The organism is Flavobacterium branchiarum (assembly GCF_030409845.1).
Classification (GTDB): Bacteria; Bacteroidota; Bacteroidia; order Flavobacteriales; family Flavobacteriaceae; genus Flavobacterium; species Flavobacterium branchiarum.
On record NZ_JAUFQQ010000003.1, the window covers coordinates 2,345,106 to 2,363,249 of the forward strand.

Sequence of the window (18,144 nt, forward strand, 5' to 3'; positions counted from 1 at the left end):
ATATATAAAAAATAACAAAACGACAAAAAGACTATGTTTTTATCAGTCCATTAACAAATTTTATGTTTTTATTTAAATAAAAATCTGCTTTCTGACTTGTTTTCGGAAAATTACCAAAATCATCTGTATATTCTGCTCCTTTGGCATCGTACTCAAAATGACCATAATAATTCTCTAATTCACCAACTTCAACAACATAAGCAGTGAAACAAATTTTATTTTCAATCAATTCTTCTTTGTATTGTGCAGCAAAATTCGTGATTATTTCAATACCATCATAATTTATTTTGATGTTTTTATACATAAAATCATAAAAAACGACTTTATTTTGAGAAATATTCAAATATTTATTAATTCCATTGACAACTATATCGTTTTCGCTTAATGCTTTAAACCCTGAAATTAGGGCGAAAAAGATATATTTTCTTGTGATTTCTCTTTCATAATCATTAGGAAAATGACCCGCCTCAAACAAAACTGTAGGCACTCCGAGATATTGAAACGTATCTCCTATACAGTTAATATTAAAAGAATCATCAAAACGACCTACCTGACCTGGAATATATTGTTGCAAAACATCATTCATAGCTACAATTAAATCTATAGCCTTTGCACGAGACTCATTTATCTCCCTTGCATCATTATAAGATGGCGCTAAAAACGATACTGTCGCCGATTTCCCTGTATCTCCAGCTCCGAAAATTGTACGCTGATCGTGTAAATTATAACAATAATGAGGCTTAAACTCCTCAAAAACTGCTCTCAACACCTTACTTTCTGGCTGTGTTAACTCTTGAGAATCACGATTAAGATCAACTTTGTTAGCATTTTCACGAGTATATAATTTCGCTCCATCAGGATTCAACATCGGAATACTATAAAATGTAAACGTTTCTAACAACTTGATTGCAAAATCAGAACCACTATTCAACACATTAATAAAATCAAATAGAGCTTTTGTAGTTGTACTTTCATTTCCATGCATTTGCGACCAAAGGTAAATTCGGGTTTCACCCGTACCTATTTTATAACTATATATAGGTTCTCCCAAAACAGATTTGCCAATAACCTCAACCTGATTATTCGTGTTTAATTTATTCAATAAAGGAGTTATTGCATCTAATGTAAGATACCTTCCTTCTATACTTTGTTCTTTATGTAAGCTAAATAATTCTTCTAAATTCATGTTGCATTGTTTGGTTTACAAAAGTAAACATCTTTATTTTTACAATTGTAAACAGTGAATTATTTTAATAATCTACATTTGTAAACGCTTATTTCTCCCAAATAGCATCGCTTTATATGTTTTTAGATGACATTTGTTATCCTCTTACAAAAACACATTCAAAACAATAATTACTAACTAGTTACACTGAGTCAATTAAAGCTAAAATAACGACTAAATCACCCTAATTAGACTATTTACAATTGTATCATTGGTATTCTACTCTATTTTAATTACATTTGTAAACCATCTTAATTTAAAACACAATTTACAATGGTAAACATCGAGGATTTTATAAAAAGATTGGAAACCATATTAGAATATTATGGCTTAAGCGCGTCTTCATTTGCAGATAAAATTGGAGTACAACGCTCTAGTATGTCTCACCTACTTTCTGGCAGAAACAAACCTAGCTTAGATTTTGTATTAAAAATTATTGAGGTTTTTCCCGATATAGATTTGTATTGGGTTTTAAACGGAAAAGGATCATTCCCTAAAAATGAAAACGATGAAGTTGTTATAAATTCCATTCCACAAGAAATTGAGCAACCCGTTGCTCCCATTTTTCCAAATAACAATTTCATCCCTGAAGATTTATTTTTAGAGATAGAAAAACCGAATGAGAAAAATGAGAAAAAAATAATTGAAGAAAATGCTCCCGAAATAAAAAACACAATTTCCAATACTTCTTCTGGAGAAATAGAGAAAATTGTGCTCTTTTATAAAAACGGAACTTTTAAGGCTTACACCCCTTAATTTTATATTTTGTGTGTGTACTTTTGAAAATTTTAATTTTTTTTCGTTTGCAGAATTCTGAGAATTATTAAAATCTACAACTGAAATCCGTTAGCTGGAATTTTACCCACGACCCCTTTGTAGTGTTGTTTTAAAATTTCTATGTCAGCATCATAATTTCCTGTTGGATAAAATGGCTTTCCTAGATTAACTTCTTTTTTACCCCAATCAAAAGCTACTGGGACAATTGGCACATTTGCTTTTAAAGCGATGTAATAAAACCCAGTTCTAATTTCTGAAACTTTTTTACGAGTTCCCTCTGGAGCAACTGCCAAACGGAAAGTTTCCTTTCTTTCAAAAATAGCCGCAATCGAATCTACTTTATTCAACCCTCCTGATCGATCTAGCGGTTCTCCTCCTACACTTCTAAAATAATACCCAAAAGGGAATTTAAATAATTCTTTCTTTCCTACCCAATTCATTTCTAATCCAGAAATACCTCGAGTGAAAATTCCTAAATAAAAATCATGATTACTTGTATGAGGCATTACCATCAACACGCATTTTTTTACCTCTGCATTTTCAATCCCCACAATTTTCCATCCCATGAGTTTAAAAAAGATGAATTTATATAATTGTTTCTTCATTAATTTTATTTTAATCTGCAAAATAAATAATTTAAATCTTAAATTTGGTAAAAACGCATACCAATGATTAAGAAAATATTCAGCTACATTGTTCCTATAAAAATATTTGAAAAAAAATCCACTCGTAGCAAAGCCATTGAAGTTACCTGGGCAAACGGCGAATTAGTTTTAGATTCCGAAAATACCAATTACTCTTACGGAAGTTTACAACGCATCTTGAGATACGGTTTAAAAAATATTGGCTTCGAAAAAATCCGCTCAATGAAAGAAATCTTACTTCTTGGTGTAGCTGGAGGAAGTGTTATCAAAACACTTGTTGATGAGATAAAATATGAAGGAAAAATAACTGGAGTCGAAATTGATCCCGATATCCTTGAAATCGCTAATAAATATTTCAACCTTAATAAAATTAAGCAACTCGAAATTATCATTGATGATGCATTTGAATTTGTTTTAAAAACTAATAAAAAATACGATCTTATAATAATCGATGTTTTTGAAGACACCACAATGCCTAATTTTTTATTTGAAAGCTTCTTTAGTAATAGAATTTGTGATCTTTTACAAAAAAATGGTTTTGTCCTTTTTAATACTATGATTTTAAACGAAACCCATAATATCAGAAATCAAAAATACATTTCGGAGATAAATAACCATCATGCTGCTAAAATGCTACCACGCATTGAAGAACATAATGAATTAATTATCATCGAAAAATTAGCCTAGTTTGAATTACATTTAAAAAACAATGTATATGCCTTCTTTAGAAACTGTTTTAAAAAGCTTACCTCCAGTAAAAGTAATCGACGCAACAATTGATTACTCACAATACATACCTTTTGACTTATCAATCTCTAATCAGGAATTAGCGAAGTACAAAACTCAAACTGCTCGTGAATTTGAATTTTATATCGAAACCTTATTAGCTCAAGCCAAAGCTAAAGTAGCTTTTGGTGGTTACCTAGAACAGCGAAACATTTACAAACGAAGTGAAAATTTCAATAATTCTACAACAGCTGAGCGTAACATTCATATTGGTCTCGATTTATGGGTTAAAACAGGAACTCCTGTATTGGCAGCGTTTAACGGAACGGTTCATAGTTTTAAAAACAATAACAGTTTGGGCGATTATGGCCCTACAATTATTTTAAAACATACTATCGAAAATCAAAATTTCTATACTTTATATGGGCATCTGTCGTTAGAAAGTATAGCTGACCTTAAAGTTGGAGATGTTTTTTTAAAAGAACAAATTTTGGGCACTTTAGGAAAACCAGGTGTAAATGGAGATTATGCTCCACACTTACATTTTCAGATTATAAAAAATATTGGAGACAATTTTGGCGATTATCCTGGTGTTTGTAGCAAAATCGATTTAGATTATTATACAAACAATTGCCCGAATCCCAATTTAGTATTAAAAATAACATAAATAACAATGAAGAAAGTACTATTTATTCTAAGTTTGCTACTGTTGATTGGTTGCAAATCAAAAACTGGCGGAAATAAAACAGAAGATTTAAAAATAACAAAAGTTTTACCCGCTGAAGTAAATAATAGCCAGCAAAAAAAGGCTTACGATCTTGGAAAACGAGTTTTAATGACTTGCAATACTTCCAAATTTAAACCTTTTAACGAAACCGAAGTTACACCATCGGTGATGGCAAATACAACCGAAGAACGATTAACAAAAACATGCCAGAAATTCAGACAATGGTACGGAGCCTTTAAAGATCTTAAGCTAGATGGAGTTTATAAAACCAAACATGAAACCATTTACAGATTTAGAGCTTTATATGAAAAAAAGGTTGCCAACAAAGAACTTCGCGTGTATGTAAATGAAGACAATTTGGTTTCGGCCATAAAATCCTTAGACTGGGACGAAACATTCGAGTCTAAACTAATTGAAAAATAAAACCCAATGAATTGTAAAACACTACTGATTATCCCCTTTTTTCTTTTTTCTATTTTAGTTAATGCTCAGGAGTCGCTTAGTTTTAAAGGTAAAACCTATGCTGCTACACCTGCTTGGAATTTTATCTGTGAGAACTATGCTTTAACTGGCGAAGCTGATATTCAAATTGCAAAAACAGAAACTGGAGGGCTTTTAAAAATTAGTATTGAAACAACGGATCCTAAATTACAAATTACTGGCACTACATATATTTACCTAGTTGATAATACGATTATTGTTTGTATTGATAAAAAGAATACTGAAACTGTTGCAAACAAAACAGTAAATTACTTTAATCTTTCTGCTATCGAAATGAACAAACTTAAGAAAACGGATATCCAATCTATTAGATTCAATATCTCTGGAACTACTAATAAATTTAGTAGTCAGATTGGGAATTTCACAGCCGTTAATAAGAAGTCGTATTACGCTACTAAATTTGATAAATCTAAAAATAGCTTCAATACTGCAGAAGAAATTACCGCTTTGTAATTTTTAATGTAGTATAAAATCAATAATTCTGTACTTTTATATTCTAAATCACATCGAAGATGAATGCAAATGAATCCACTATTAGTAAATTTTACACTGCTTTCGCCAATGCAGATGCAGTTAAAATGAGCGAATGTTACCATCCAAAAATACAATTTCGTGACCCTGCTTTTGGCCTACTTATAGAAGATCAAGTTTTTAAAATGTGGGAAATGCTTCTTAAAAAAAGCAAAGGGAATATAAAAATAGAATTCTCTGATATAAAAGCAGATGATTTTGTAGGTTCTGCCTCTTGGATTGCGACTTACAATTTCAGCAAAACAAATAGAAATGTTGTAAATCATGTTTTTGCGGAATTTCAATTTCAAGATGGACTAATCATAAAGCACACCGATACTTTTGATGTTTGGAAATGGTCTAAGCAAGCATTTGGCATCACTGGCTACCTATTAGGATGGACAGGTTTTTTTCAGAAAAAAATACAACAACAGGCTTTGTTATCGCTTCAGAAATATCAAAGCAAACAATAATGTCACATTGCGAGACATTGAGAGCGCTTTTTAATCGTGATCTTAATAAATTAAAGCTCGAAATCGAATCCTATAAAAATGAAGCTAAAATTTGGTCTATAGACGAACAAATTTTAAATTCAGCTGGAAACCTGTGTTTGCACTTAATTGGCAATTTAAACACCTATATAGGCGCCACATTGGGTAATTCTGGCTATATAAGATATCGAGAATTAGAATTTTCGTTAAAAAACATTCCAAAAGCCGAATTAATCACAAAAATTGAAGAAACTATCCTTACTGTTGATTTTGCTATAAGTAATTTATCCGAAGATCAACTGGAGCATGAATTCCCAATTGTTGTTTTTGAAGGTAAAGATTCTACAGGATTTATTTTAACGCATCTCACCACTCACCTTGCCTATCATCTAGGACAAATAAACTATCATAGAAGGTTATTGGATTCTTAGTTTTTTAGTATTTAGTCGCAGTATTCAGTATCAGTTTACAGTATCAGTCGTAGTTGAAACTTGAAAGTTCTTATTCCATAAGTTAAAACAAAGCATATTTATGACTAAAAAACTACACTATACATCTGGAGTTACAATAACAGTTTTTATCGGGTTACACTTATTCAATCATGTTTGGAGCATTTTTGGAGCAGAAAAACACATTGAAATGATGAATACTTTACGTCATTTTTATCGAAATATATTTATTGAATCCATTTTGCTATTCGCTGTATTTATCCAAATTTCCTCAGGACTTAAGCTTTTCAAAATAAATCAAAAAATAGCCATAAATAATTTTGAAAAGATTCAGATTTGGTCAGGATTATACCTAGCTGTCTTTTTTATAATTCATTTAACTGCAATTTTTATTGGAAGACTCATCTTAAAACTTGACACCAATTTTTATTATGGTGTGGCTGGATTAAACACTTTTCCTTATAATTTATTTTTCATCCCTTACTACATGCTTGCAATTCTTTCCTTTTTCGGACATATTGCTACCATACATAACAAGAAGATGAAACAAACATTTTTTGGACTTTCCCCTAATAAACAATCAATAGCAATCTTAACTTTTGGAATTATATTAACTCTAGTACTATTTTGTGGACTAACTAATTATTTCAACGGAGTAACTATACCTAAGGAATACAATGTTCTCATTGGAAAATAACAAAACGTATTTCAGATGAGAATACAGCTCAAAAAAAAATGGCTTCTTAAAATTTAAGAAGCCATTTTCTACTTTTATGAAGCAAACCAGCCTGCGACTAATTCATCTTCGAATGAAGTTACATTTTCATGAATAAATTCGTTAGTTTCTTTGTTGTACTCATAATCCTGAGCCCATGTTTTATGGTTTTCGGCTAACTCTTTAATACTATTACACACAAAAGCAATTTCTTCGCTAGTTGTTGTTGGGTGTATTGACATTCTTATCCATCCCGGTTTGCTTATTAAATCTCCAATAGTGATTTGGTCAATCAATTTACTAGATGTTTCTTGGTCAACATGCAGTAAAAAGTGCCCGTATGTTCCTGCACAACTACACCCCCCTCTAGTTTGAATTCCAAATCTATCGTTTAATATTTTCACACCTAGATTAAAATGTAAATCTTCGATAAAAAACGAAACAACTCCTAAACGATCCTGATGTTGTGCTGCTAAGATTTTAATATTCGGAATATCGTTCAATTCATTAAAAACAAAATCAACAATTTCATGTTCGCGTTGCAACATGTTCTCTACTCCCATTTGCTCTTTTAACTCGATTGCTAAAGCCGTTTTTATAACTTGTAAAAAACCTGGGGTTCCTCCATCTTCACGATCTTCAATATTATCGATATATTTATGCTCTCCCCAAGGATTCGTCCAACTTACGGTTCCTCCTCCAGGACAATCTGGAATCATATTCTTGTATAATTTTTTATTAAAAATTAAAACGCCCGAAGTTCCTGGGCCTCCTAAAAATTTATGTGGAGAGAAGAAAATAGCGTCCAAATAAGCCTCTGGATCTTCTGGATGCATGTTTATTTGCACATAAGGCCCTGAGCAAGCAAAATCAACAAAACAAACTCCATTATGTTGGTGCATTAATTTTGCAGCTTCATAATAAGGTGTTTTTATGCCTGTAACATTTGAACAAGATGTAATAGAAGCTATTTTATAAGCTCTGTCTTTATATTTATCTAATAAGATTTCTAATTTTTCAAGACTAAAAAGTCCTTTTTCGCAAGCTGGAATAATTTCAACATCAGCAATAGTTTCCAACCAACTCGTTTGATTTGAGTGGTGCTCCATATGCGATATAAAAACTACAGGCTTTTTATCTGCTGGAATTGTCGTGAAATCTTTTAGATTTTCAGGAATTTTAAGTCCTAAAATACGTTGAAATTTATTCACAACACCCGTCATTCCAGTCCCATCAGTAATTAAAATATCATCTTGATTGGCATTTACATGACGCTTAATGATATTTCTGGCATGATGGTACGCTTTTGTCATGGCAGTACCTGACACAGTTGTTTCTGTGTGCGTATTTGCGACAAAAGGTCCAAATTGGTTTATAATTTTCTCTTCAATTGGTCTATACAAGCGTCCGCTAGCAGTCCAGTCGGTATAAATTATCTGTTTTTTACCATAAGGAGAGGTAAATTCCTGATCGATTCCAATAATATTTTTTCGAAAATCTTGGAAATAAGCTTCTAAAGCCGTGGTATTGTTTTTGATATTCATTATAAACTGATTTGGTTCCAAAGGTATATAATTTTTACATAATTGCGAATTTGTTAACAGGGAAGTTAAAACTATAGTACAATTTCTTTTATTTACAATTAATCACCTCTTTAGCAGGCATCTTTTTAGTAAAAATCACATAATAGAATTAAATTTGAGCAGAAAATATTCATTTTTCCTACTCATAATCGATAAAGAACAATAATTATTTTAAAATTATATAAATGAAAAACTTATCTATAGCAACTTTTGGAGGAGGCTGTTTCTGGTGTATTGAAGCAGTAATTCAACGTTTAAAAGGCATTGTATCAATAAAATCTGGCTATGCCGATGGTCATATAAAAAACCCTGCTTACCGTGAGGTTTGTACCGGAAGAACGGGACATGCCGAAGTCGTTCAGGTAACTTTTGACCCTGAAATCATTTCTTACCATGATTTAATCGCTATTTTTATGACAAGTCATGATCCTACGACTTTAAATCAACAAGGAGCTGACAAAGGGACACAATATCGCTCTATCATTTTATATCATAATGACGAGCAAAAAGCAATCACAGAACAAGTAATAGAAGCTGTAAAACCTCTCTATGCTGATCCAATCGTAACCGAATTAAAACCTTTTGAAGTGTTTTATGAAGCCGAAGAAGATCATCAAAATTATTACAACAATAATCAGGAAGCGGGTTATTGCCGAATGGTAATTGATCCTAAAGTGCAAAAACTAAGAAAAATGTATGCCGATAAACTCGCATAAGCAAGCACAAATTACTGTTATTGAAATTAAATAAAATGAAAAAATTAAATATACATAATCGGTTTACAGCCGAACTTCCTGAAGATCCACTAAACACCAATGAAACCAGGCAGGTTTTAAACACTTGTTTTTCTTATGTTAATCCTAGAATTCCTTCTGAGCCAAAATTAATCCACGCTTCTGAAGCAGTAGCTGAACTAATTGGACTTTTACCTGGAGACACTCAATCGGAATCATTTTTGAATGTTTTTTCTGGAAAAGAAGTATTACCTAATACACATCCTTATGCCATGTGTTATGCTGGACATCAATTTGGAAACTGGGCAGGGCAATTAGGAGACGGTAGAGCTATTAATTTAACTGAGATCGAACACAACGACCAGTTTTATACTTTGCAGTTAAAAGGGGCCGGAAAAACACCTTATTCTAGAACTGCAGATGGTTTGGCTGTGTTACGTTCTTCTATTCGTGAGTATTTATGTAGCGAAGCCATGTTTTACTTAGGAACTCCAACCACTCGCTCCCTTGCTTTATTATTATCTGGAGATGAAGTATTGCGTGATATGTTGTACGATGGCAATCCTGCTTATGAAAAAGGAGCTATTGTATGCCGTGTAGCCCCATCGTTTATTCGTTTTGGAAGTTTTGAGATGTTAACTGCTCGAAATGAACTTACAAATCTGAAATCTTTTGCTGATTATACGATAAAATATTATTATCCTGAAATAAAAGAAGAGGACGATAAAAAAACCTACATTCAGTTTTTTAAAGCTGTTGCTGATAAAACTCGTAAGATGATTCTGGATTGGCAACGCGTAGGTTTTGTTCATGGCGTGATGAATACCGATAACATGTCGATTCATGGACTTACAATTGATTTTGGACCTTACGGATGGCTAGAAGATTACGATCCTAATTGGACACCTAATACTACCGATAGACAACACAAAAGATATCGATACGGAAATCAAGCAAATGTTGCAAAATGGAATTTATTTCAATTAGCAAATGCATTGTATCCTTTGATTAATGAAGCCGAAGGTCTTGAAAGCATATTAGAATCTTTCTCTGATTTGTATGACGAAGAATACAAAGAAATGATGCTTAGCAAACTAGGAATTTCAACTTCTAAGGAAACTGATAATAAAATCATCTCTGATTTAGAGACTAATTTACAATTATCTGAAACAGATATGACCCTCTTTTTTAGAAATTTAAACAAAATAAAAAAAGAAGAGTCTGCGGAACAAGCATTTACATGTATTCAAGATGCTTTTTACAAACCTGAAGAAATTAAAGGCGCTATTTTAACTACCTGGTTACAATGGTTCTCCGATTATTTAAAACGTTTAAGCACAGAAAAAATCTCTGACGATGAACGAGTAGCGATTTTAGACACAGTAAATCCAAAATACGTTTTGCGTAATTATATGGCACAATTAAGCATTGATGCAGCCGATGAAGGCGATTACTCATTAGTTGATGAGTTGCATCAATTACTTAAGAAACCTTACGATGAGCAACCTGAATTTGAAAAATGGTTTACTAAACGACCTGATTGGGCAAGAGATAAAGCAGGTTGCTCTATGCTTTCTTGCAGTTCTTAAATTTATTTAGAAGAAATACAATCTAATATTAAGCTGGCATGAATACGAGAATTCTCTATAAACCATTTATGAGTTTCCATTCCGCCACAAACAACACCTGCCAAAAACAATCCTGCTACATTGGTTTCCATTGTTTCAGGATTGTATGTTGGCACTTTTCTTTCATCATCAGATAATTGAATTCCCATTTTTTCAAGAAACGTTAAGTCTGGTTTATAACCCGTAAGCGCCAAAACAAAATCATTTTCAATTGTCACCTTTCCGTTTGGAGTATCAATTATTACTTCATCCTCTCTAATTTCGGTGATATTTGATTCAAAATAAGCTTTTATACTTCCTTCGGCTATTCTGTTTTCAATATCTGGTTTAACCCAATATTTAACTCGATCATTTATTTCGCTTTTGCGAATAACCATTGTTACTTTAGCTCCTTTTCGCCAGCATTCTAGCGCTGCATCTACAGAAGAATTGTTAGCACCAACTACCACAACATTTCTAAAAGCATATTCATGCGCTTCTTTGTAATAATGGCGTACCTGTGGCAACTCCTCACCTTTTACATTCATATGAATCGGAATATCATAAAAACCTGTCGCAATAACTACATTTTTAGCTTCATACGATCCTTTATTTGTAGCTATTTTAAAAAGTGAATTTTCTTGCTTGATAACTTCTGTTACTTTTTCGAATAAATGAATATTGAATTCAAAATATCGGTGAATATTGCGATAATACTCTAATGCTTCTTGTCGGCCTGGCTTTGGTGCAAGGCAATTAAAAGGAATATTTCCTATTTCTAGTCTTTCTGCTGTAGAAAAGAAAGTCATATACAACGGATAATTGAAAATACTATTTACAATTGCTCCTTTTTCAATAATTAGATACTTTAATCCTTTCTTTTGTGCTTCGATTGCACAAGCTAAACCTATTGGCCCTCCTCCTACAATTATCAAATCATATTGTTCAACTGCCATAAATCTATTTATTTTTCCATTCTGAAAATGGATTCTTACTTAAATAAGCATTATAATACCTTGGGTCATTGGTTACTTCTTCTCCTAACCAATCTGGTTTCTCAAATGCTTCAGTTTCTGATTCTAACTCTATTTCGGCAATTATCAGTCCTTCATTTTCTCCATAAAACTCATCTACTTCAAAAACATGGTTTCCTGATTTTATTTCGAATCTGGTTTTCTCGATTTTACCTTTTTCACATAATTTCAATAATTCTTGTGCTTCTTCTATCGGAATTTCATTTTCCCATTCAAACCGTGACATGCCGCTTTCACTGCCTATTCCTTTTATTGTGATATAGCCTTTTGATCCTTTAATACGAATACGTACTGTACGTTTTGGCTCTGAACATAAATAACCCTGTGCAATTCGATTTTGAGCGTATGCTTGCTCTTTAAAATCGGTTGTTTTAACTAAAAACTTTCTTTCTATTTCGATCATCTTTTCCATAACTAGATTCAGTTAGCAAGTTACTCATTTTAATTAATTAGCGAATCAAGATTTTTTTAAGCATCTCTTTTTTTTCTCTCTTCTTTTTTCTAAAAAAGCAGGTTATTTCTAAAAACTAAAGTTCATGTTTTTTGAAAAACAAAACTAAATTACCTGATTAATAATGATTTGCATTTATTTTTTCGTTAAATTTGAGAGAATTTAACTCATAAATATTATGTCTAAAAAAACACTTTATCTATTAGGCATTGTAGTCACAATTATTTTAGGTACTTTTTTGTATTTAAAATTCTGCTGCAATTGCTGTATGAAAGAACCTGCAGACGATATCGAAAAAGTTGTTATTGTAAAAGAAACCGTCATCGAGATTGTTCCTTTTGTAATTAATGGTGATGGTATTGACTACCGCAGTAGCGACAATATCAAATTCCTGAAGAACAGTGCTTCAGTTATCCTGCCTGTAAAAGATTCTGTTACAATTGGCATTGAGAAACTAAAAACGTTCTTAAGTGGCAATCCTAAACAGAAAGTAACCATTACCGGCTATGCGACAACTGAGGAAAAAAACACTACAACTTATCCTAATCTTGGATTAGCGAGAGCAAATGACGTTAAGAACTTTTTTGTATCAAAAGGTTTACCAGCTGGAAATTTCGACACCAAAGGAGAAATAATCGATAAATGGAAGACAAATGCAGATACACTTATAGGACCTGTTTCATTCCAAATAAACACTACAACTGATACCACAGCAACCAAGACAGCTGGTGAGGATTTTACAGCTTTAAAAGCTAAAATAAATGCAGATCCTTTGGTATTGCATTTTAATACCAATAAATCCAATGACAATCTAAACAATGCAGAACGTCAGAAGATTAAAGACATTACTCATTATATTCTTAATGTAGGTGACGGAACCTTATTGGTTGTTGGACATTCTGATAATGTTGGAAAACGAGAATCAAATATTGTTTTAGGTCAAAAACGTGCTGATTTTACTAAGAACTATTTATCTAAAAATGGTATTGATGGCAGTAAAATCGAAACTCAATCAAAAGGCCCTGATGAACCTGTAAGTGATAATTCAACTCCAGAGGGCAAAGCAAACAATCGTAGAACTGTAGTTACAATAAAATAATTAATCCAAAAAAATAACATTATGAATATACCTTGTATCTTAATACCAGCACTTGTTGGGTTAATCTGTGGAATTTTAGGTTACTTGATAGGAAAAATGGCTTCAAAAGGAAACGAATCTGATTTGCTTTCTTTACAAGCTGATTTAGACGCTTGCAGAGCTAACACAAAGAATTTGAATGCAAAAATAACATCTCTAGAAGCTGATTTAGCTGCTAAATTAAATTCATCTGCATCTGCACAATCATTTGTTAGCAAAACCTCGCCAGAAATTGCATTTGATGCCGCATTGGCTGCTACTGTATTTGGCAAAAAAATTAAGAAAGACGACTTGAAAATAATTGAAGGAATTGGTCCTAAAATTGAAGAACTATATCATAAAGCTGGAATCAAAACTTGGCTGGCTCTATCAGAAACACCAACGGCTAAATCGCAAGCTATCTTAGATGAAGCTGGTGAAAACTATATTATCCATAATCCTGGAACTTGGGCTAGACAAGCTAAACTAGCTTACGAAGGAAAATGGCAGGAATTAAAAGAATGGCAAGATGTCTTAGATGGCGGAAAAGAATAATTTTTATTCTCTAAACTTTAAAAACTGGCTTAAAGCCAGTTTTTTTTATAACTACACGGAAAGAATTTCCGCGCCATCCGCGTTAGATATTTTTCTCGCAAAGGCGCAAAGATGCAAAGTTTTTATAAATTGTTTTTTTTTCGTTTTTAAAAGCAATGAAGTAATATAAACTGCTTTATAAAATATCACTAACAAGTTATAAGCTATCTAAATCAATTGCCCAGTTTAAATCTGGATTGTACCATAATTGCCCTTGATTAACTTCTAGTGGGCAATCAAAATTATTAGTATATAATCCTCCTGTTCCTAATCCTTGTGGCATGGTACTATTTTGTAAAAAAGTCCACTGTGCAATTGCATTAAGTCCAATATTGCTTTCTAAAGCTGATGTAATCCACCAACCGATACTATACTTATCTGCCAATGAAATCCACTCTTGTGTCCCCCTAAAACCTCCTATAAAGCTAGGTTTTAAAATGATATATTGTGGTTTTATCTCTTGTAGTATTTTTTCTTTTTCTTCTAATGTGAACACTCCAATAAGCTCTTCGTCTAATGCTATCGAAAATGGGGTCGTTTGACATAAATCAGCCATAGCTTTAATATTCTTTTGCTTAATAGGTTGTTCTATGCTATGTAATTTATATTTATTCAGTTGACTTAACTTATCTAAAGCTGAATCTAAACTAAAAGCCCCATTGGCATCTACTCTTATTTCGACTTGTTCTGGGCTAAAATGACTGCGAATGAAACCCAATAATTCCAATTCTTTTTCAAAATCGATAGCACCAATTTTAAGTTTTATACATCGAAAACCAGTAGCTAGTTTCTCTTCTATTTGTTGCTTCATAAAGGCAGGTTCTCCCATCCAAACCAAGCCATTTATTGTTATAGATTTCTCTCCTGTTGTAAAACTTGAAGGAAATAGTAAAAATGGATTTTCACTATGCAAAGATTGGAAAGCCATTTCTATACCAAATTGTATTGAAGGAAACGCTAATAAAGCTTCCCAGAGGGCTGTTTCTCCAAGATCTATATTATCACACGCCCATTGTAGTTTTTCTTCGTAATCATCGCGATCATCTGCGCTTAATCCTCTAAGAATTCCACACTCACCTATCCCTTTTTTATTATTTTCTTCGATTATAATAAACCAAGTTTCTTTTTCGTTCATTACGCCTCGTGAAGTTCCTGATGGGCGTTTGAAATCGAGTATATATTTATGATAGGTAGCTTTCAATGCAATTTATTTTTTTATTAAACGTGTGAGTTATATGCGATGAGTGCAATTATTTTAACACATAGATGCATAGATTTTTAAAGCATTCATAAAGACGTTCCACTTAAAATAAATCACATAAATCTATGCGAAAAAAATACATTTTTCTTGAATCTCCTTTGATTACCAAACCTATTCGAAACTATGTCTCTATGTGTTGAATTCCATTTTTAATAACTATCGCAACAGGCTAAATTATCTAAATTTGTATAAAGATGCTTAATGCAACAATTTATATTTTCTGATAACCTATATGCTTAGACAATTAATTAAATAGAGCTAAAACTCTATCGAAATTTTCTGAAGGTAGATTTGCTTTCTTAAAAACTGCAAAATCAAGTTTTACTTTTTGAACCCAGCTTAAACTATCTGTTACGTTTTGCGTTTGGTATTTTTTATAAATCGCTTTTGCCTCTTTATAATTATCATTTACCAAATAAGCATGAGCTAAATTAAGTTTTAACTGCAACTCTGTTTCATCTAGTTTCTCTCCTTCTTTTAAGAACTTTATTGCTTTCCCGTATTGCTTAGTAACGATGTAACAATATCCAATCGAACTATAATCTAGCGCAGTTGCTTTTTTATCTGCAATTATTGTATTAAGCAAAGCTATTGCTTCGCCATACTTCTGGCTTTTAATGAGTTTAGTTGCTTGACTTCTTAAATCACTATAGATGTTTTTTGAAATATTAGTATCGCTGTAACAGGTGCTTCCGTAATCTTTATAGGCTTTAATTTTTTCCATTGCCAATAGTTTACCGAATTCATTATAGCGATATTGTTTTTGGATTTTTTCGAGAATACAAACACAGAAGTCATCTGAATTTGCCATTTTCTGAGCCAAATTTGAAGTTTTACATTGGCTGATAATTTCTTTTTTATTCTCCTTATTCCAACCACGGCTTAACTTTGTATCAACCCAAGGCACAACTTCTAGCACAACTTTTTGCTTTAAAAGCCAATTCTTGCTTTCAAATCCAAACCAAATTGTATTTACATTTGGTTGTAAACAGCTTGATTTATCAACTGACAAGCGCTTTGCGTCTTTACTTAATGGCTCTTCTTGTGCAAAACATGCTTTGTCTGTTTTACCACTTTGAAGATAGCTTTTGGCTGTTGCCTGATCGGTAAAAAGTGCATATTTACATTTATCATCACCTGATATTTTTGACATTAAAAATACTGCTCCTGCTGAACCTTGACTGATTCCTGTAGGATCTGGAATCGATTTTAACACCGATACTAAACTACTTGTCAATTGTTGGTTTTCATCCAATAGCGTGATTCTATAGACCACTTCGGTTGTTCCTAATGGCAGCTCTTCGGTTGAAATGATTATTCTGTCGCGAGCAGGAACGATTATTTCTTTGGTGGTTGATCGTTCTTTATCCCAATATCCTTCTTTTTGTGCAAAAGCGGAATAAAATGAGCTTATTAAAAGTACTAAAACTAGATTTCTAGATTTCATTCTTACTGTAATTATTAATACTATATTACTTATTTAATATGTTTTCTGTAAATTTAATCCAATCATAATCTGGAATAGTTTTATCGATGTAATAATCCGGTTGAATACCTTTTCCATCAATTTGCATATCAGGGATTCTAAGACTTTTAGTGAGAGAGTAACCGAGCTTTAAATCTTTACAGGGAGAATCGATAGAATACATATTAGATATATCTAACACTCCTTCTGTTGTCGTTCCAAAAAGCTTTACTTTTTTACTTTGTTTTGCTATCAATAAAAATTCTTCCGCTGTACTTGCATTCTTTTCATTAATGATGATTGCAACATTCTTTGGATTATTGTAAATGCTATCTAATTTACTTTCTCCAACTGAATTATCCTCCAAATTGACAAACTTGCCAATGTTAGCATTCAGTTTTTCTAATCCTTTCTTTGCCCATTCCTTCTCTTTATCTGACCAATCCGGATCTTGTATGAAATCTGTCATACGCTTGTTATTATACTCAGTTGACAAATATTCAACACCAACTGTTCTAATAGGATTTGTATATAAATACGGAATTATTCCTTGAAAACTAGCATCAGAACCACCACCATTATTTCTTAAATCAATTATTAAATTCTCTTTTGAAAGAATTAATTTTTTATTTGCTAAAAGTATGCTGTCGATATCTTTTTTATGAGAATAATGAAATGTTGGGATTCGCAATAGAACAGTTTTATCTGAAATTTTTTTGAAGTATGGTTTTTGAGCTGTTTGTGATTCTACATAATCGCTTATCAACTGATTATCGCTTAAATTATCTGGGAAGATTCTTTTTAAGGAGATAAAACCGATATTTAAAAAATTATAACCTATAAGCTTAACTTCATTAAATTCCTGAGCCGAATAATCACCCATATAATACACTGCACTATATGTTTTATCTAAATTATCTTTAATCCTGAATTTTACCTGATATTGTTTCCAATTTGTTCCTTTTGAGTCTAAAATATACCCTATATAATCGTTATTTTTTTTAACAACTCCAATAGTGTATGCACCAGAAACCCATATTCCTTCAAAACTTGGCTGTGGAACTTTAGCTAAATAATTCTTTAATTCATCTTCTTTTATTTCTACTTTTTCCCAATTTGGCTTGGCTACTGAATTGGTTTTGAAATCAGGTTTCTTGATATTTTCCTGATTTATGGATAGAGATAAGTGACTGGGTCTAAAAAAAAGCAACCAATCAAAAAGTACTTCCCGACATTCGCTTAAGTCTTTTATATCTTTTACTTTTTTAATGAAAAAATCGCTGTGGTTTTTATATTCAACCGCACCTTTTTTATCTATAACATACTGGAAACCGGCATCATTTTCTTCAAATGTTTTCTTTAGCCAGTAAAAGTTATCTTCACAAGAACATTTTTGAGCATAGGAGTTATACGAAACAATAATCAAAACAAACAAAAGTACTTTTCTAAAATTCATAATTTTCTTGATTAAATATTATCTTTTAGCCCTGATAATAGCGATATCCTTTTCCTGACTTTCTTTAAGTCAGGAAA

At 32.0% G+C, this 18,144-nt stretch carries 20 protein-coding genes; 12 read left to right on the plus strand and 8 right to left on the minus strand.

Going from position 1 to position 18,144, the window contains the following annotated elements:
- Positions 1 to 31 precede the first annotated feature (31 nt).
- On the minus strand, positions 32 to 1,186 hold the full coding sequence (locus tag QWY99_RS10820) for a M14 family metallopeptidase (RefSeq protein WP_290264859.1): 1,155 nt from the start codon (positions 1,184 to 1,186) through the stop codon (positions 32 to 34).
- Positions 1,187 to 1,498: 312 nt separating this feature from the next.
- Here QWY99_RS10820 and QWY99_RS10825 point away from each other — a divergent pair, with 312 nt between their 5' ends.
- The gene (locus QWY99_RS10825) at positions 1,499 to 1,981 is read left to right on the plus strand and encodes a helix-turn-helix domain-containing protein (protein WP_290264861.1); all 483 of its coding nucleotides are present in this window, start codon (positions 1,499 to 1,501) and stop codon (positions 1,979 to 1,981) included.
- A 74-nt stretch (positions 1,982 to 2,055) separates the two neighbouring features.
- Here QWY99_RS10825 and QWY99_RS10830 read toward each other — a convergent pair whose 3' ends face one another.
- Positions 2,056 to 2,607: a 1-acyl-sn-glycerol-3-phosphate acyltransferase gene (locus QWY99_RS10830; RefSeq protein WP_290264863.1), complete on the minus strand. Its 552-nt coding sequence runs from the start codon at positions 2,605 to 2,607 to the stop codon at positions 2,056 to 2,058.
- Between the two features lie 63 nt (positions 2,608 to 2,670).
- On the opposite strand from QWY99_RS10830, the gene QWY99_RS10835 reads away from it, so the two are divergent.
- The 7 genes from QWY99_RS10835 to QWY99_RS10865 all read left to right on the plus strand — a co-directional run bounded on the left by QWY99_RS10835 (position 2,671) and on the right by QWY99_RS10865 (position 6,747).
- Positions 2,671 to 3,333, plus strand: coding sequence for a spermidine synthase (locus QWY99_RS10835; RefSeq protein WP_290264865.1), 663 nt, complete (start codon positions 2,671 to 2,673; stop codon positions 3,331 to 3,333).
- A 28-nt stretch (positions 3,334 to 3,361) separates the two neighbouring features.
- Positions 3,362 to 4,039 carry a peptidoglycan DD-metalloendopeptidase family protein gene (locus QWY99_RS10840; protein ID WP_290264867.1) on the plus strand — a complete coding sequence of 226 codons (678 nt, stop codon included), beginning with the start codon at positions 3,362 to 3,364 and terminating at the stop codon, positions 4,037 to 4,039.
- 6 nt (positions 4,040 to 4,045) lie between these two features.
- Positions 4,046 to 4,522 carry a hypothetical protein gene (locus tag QWY99_RS10845; RefSeq protein WP_290264869.1) on the plus strand — a complete coding sequence of 159 codons (477 nt, stop codon included), beginning with the start codon at positions 4,046 to 4,048 and terminating at the stop codon, positions 4,520 to 4,522.
- 6 nt (positions 4,523 to 4,528) lie between these two features.
- The gene (locus QWY99_RS10850; protein ID WP_290264871.1) at positions 4,529 to 5,053 is read left to right on the plus strand and encodes a hypothetical protein; all 525 of its coding nucleotides are present in this window, start codon (positions 4,529 to 4,531) and stop codon (positions 5,051 to 5,053) included.
- A gap of 59 nt (positions 5,054 to 5,112) precedes the next feature.
- Positions 5,113 to 5,583 carry a nuclear transport factor 2 family protein gene (locus tag QWY99_RS10855; protein WP_290264873.1) on the plus strand — a complete coding sequence of 157 codons (471 nt, stop codon included), beginning with the start codon at positions 5,113 to 5,115 and terminating at the stop codon, positions 5,581 to 5,583.
- On the plus strand, positions 5,583 to 6,032 hold the full coding sequence (locus tag QWY99_RS10860) for a DinB family protein (protein ID WP_290264876.1): 450 nt from the start codon (positions 5,583 to 5,585) through the stop codon (positions 6,030 to 6,032). Before QWY99_RS10855 ends, QWY99_RS10860 begins: the two co-directional genes overlap by 1 nt.
- A gap of 100 nt (positions 6,033 to 6,132) precedes the next feature.
- Positions 6,133 to 6,747 carry a hypothetical protein gene (locus QWY99_RS10865; RefSeq protein WP_290264878.1) on the plus strand — a complete coding sequence of 205 codons (615 nt, stop codon included), beginning with the start codon at positions 6,133 to 6,135 and terminating at the stop codon, positions 6,745 to 6,747.
- 74 nt (positions 6,748 to 6,821) lie between these two features.
- On the opposite strand, the gene QWY99_RS10870 is transcribed toward QWY99_RS10865, so the two are convergent.
- Entirely contained in the window at positions 6,822 to 8,309 is a 1,488-nt protein-coding gene (locus tag QWY99_RS10870) for an aminotransferase class V-fold PLP-dependent enzyme (RefSeq protein ID WP_290264880.1), read from the minus strand.
- A gap of 224 nt (positions 8,310 to 8,533) precedes the next feature.
- On the opposite strand from QWY99_RS10870, the gene msrA reads away from it, so the two are divergent.
- Positions 8,534 to 9,064: a peptide-methionine (S)-S-oxide reductase MsrA gene (gene msrA, locus QWY99_RS10875; protein WP_290264882.1), complete on the plus strand. Its 531-nt coding sequence runs from the start codon at positions 8,534 to 8,536 to the stop codon at positions 9,062 to 9,064.
- Positions 9,065 to 9,099: 35 nt separating this feature from the next.
- Positions 9,100 to 10,671 carry a protein adenylyltransferase SelO gene (locus QWY99_RS10880; protein WP_290264884.1) on the plus strand — a complete coding sequence of 524 codons (1,572 nt, stop codon included), beginning with the start codon at positions 9,100 to 9,102 and terminating at the stop codon, positions 10,669 to 10,671.
- Between the two features lie 2 nt (positions 10,672 to 10,673).
- Here QWY99_RS10880 and QWY99_RS10885 read toward each other — a convergent pair whose 3' ends face one another.
- The gene (locus QWY99_RS10885) at positions 10,674 to 11,645 is read right to left on the minus strand and encodes a YpdA family putative bacillithiol disulfide reductase (protein ID WP_290264886.1); all 972 of its coding nucleotides are present in this window, start codon (positions 11,643 to 11,645) and stop codon (positions 10,674 to 10,676) included.
- A 4-nt stretch (positions 11,646 to 11,649) separates the two neighbouring features.
- Complete coding sequence (locus tag QWY99_RS10890; protein WP_290265387.1) at positions 11,650 to 12,126, minus strand: CYTH domain-containing protein; 477 nt, start codon at positions 12,124 to 12,126, stop codon at positions 11,650 to 11,652.
- Positions 12,127 to 12,442: 316 nt separating this feature from the next.
- On the opposite strand from QWY99_RS10890, the gene QWY99_RS10895 reads away from it, so the two are divergent.
- On the plus strand, positions 12,443 to 13,273 hold the full coding sequence (locus QWY99_RS10895) for an OmpA family protein (protein ID WP_290264888.1): 831 nt from the start codon (positions 12,443 to 12,445) through the stop codon (positions 13,271 to 13,273).
- 21 nt (positions 13,274 to 13,294) lie between these two features.
- Entirely contained in the window at positions 13,295 to 13,846 is a 552-nt protein-coding gene (locus QWY99_RS10900) for a hypothetical protein (protein ID WP_290264890.1), read from the plus strand.
- 196 nt (positions 13,847 to 14,042) lie between these two features.
- Here QWY99_RS10900 and QWY99_RS10905 read toward each other — a convergent pair whose 3' ends face one another.
- The 3 genes from QWY99_RS10905 to QWY99_RS10915 all read right to left on the minus strand — a co-directional run bounded on the left by QWY99_RS10905 (position 14,043) and on the right by QWY99_RS10915 (position 18,067).
- Positions 14,043 to 15,086: an o-succinylbenzoate synthase gene (locus QWY99_RS10905; RefSeq protein ID WP_290264892.1), complete on the minus strand. Its 1,044-nt coding sequence runs from the start codon at positions 15,084 to 15,086 to the stop codon at positions 14,043 to 14,045.
- Positions 15,087 to 15,390: 304 nt separating this feature from the next.
- Positions 15,391 to 16,593: a tetratricopeptide repeat protein gene (locus tag QWY99_RS10910; RefSeq protein ID WP_290264895.1), complete on the minus strand. Its 1,203-nt coding sequence runs from the start codon at positions 16,591 to 16,593 to the stop codon at positions 15,391 to 15,393.
- Positions 16,594 to 16,618: 25 nt separating this feature from the next.
- The gene (locus QWY99_RS10915; RefSeq protein WP_290264897.1) at positions 16,619 to 18,067 is read right to left on the minus strand and encodes a S41 family peptidase; all 1,449 of its coding nucleotides are present in this window, start codon (positions 18,065 to 18,067) and stop codon (positions 16,619 to 16,621) included.
- Positions 18,068 to 18,144: the final 77 nt, after the last annotated feature.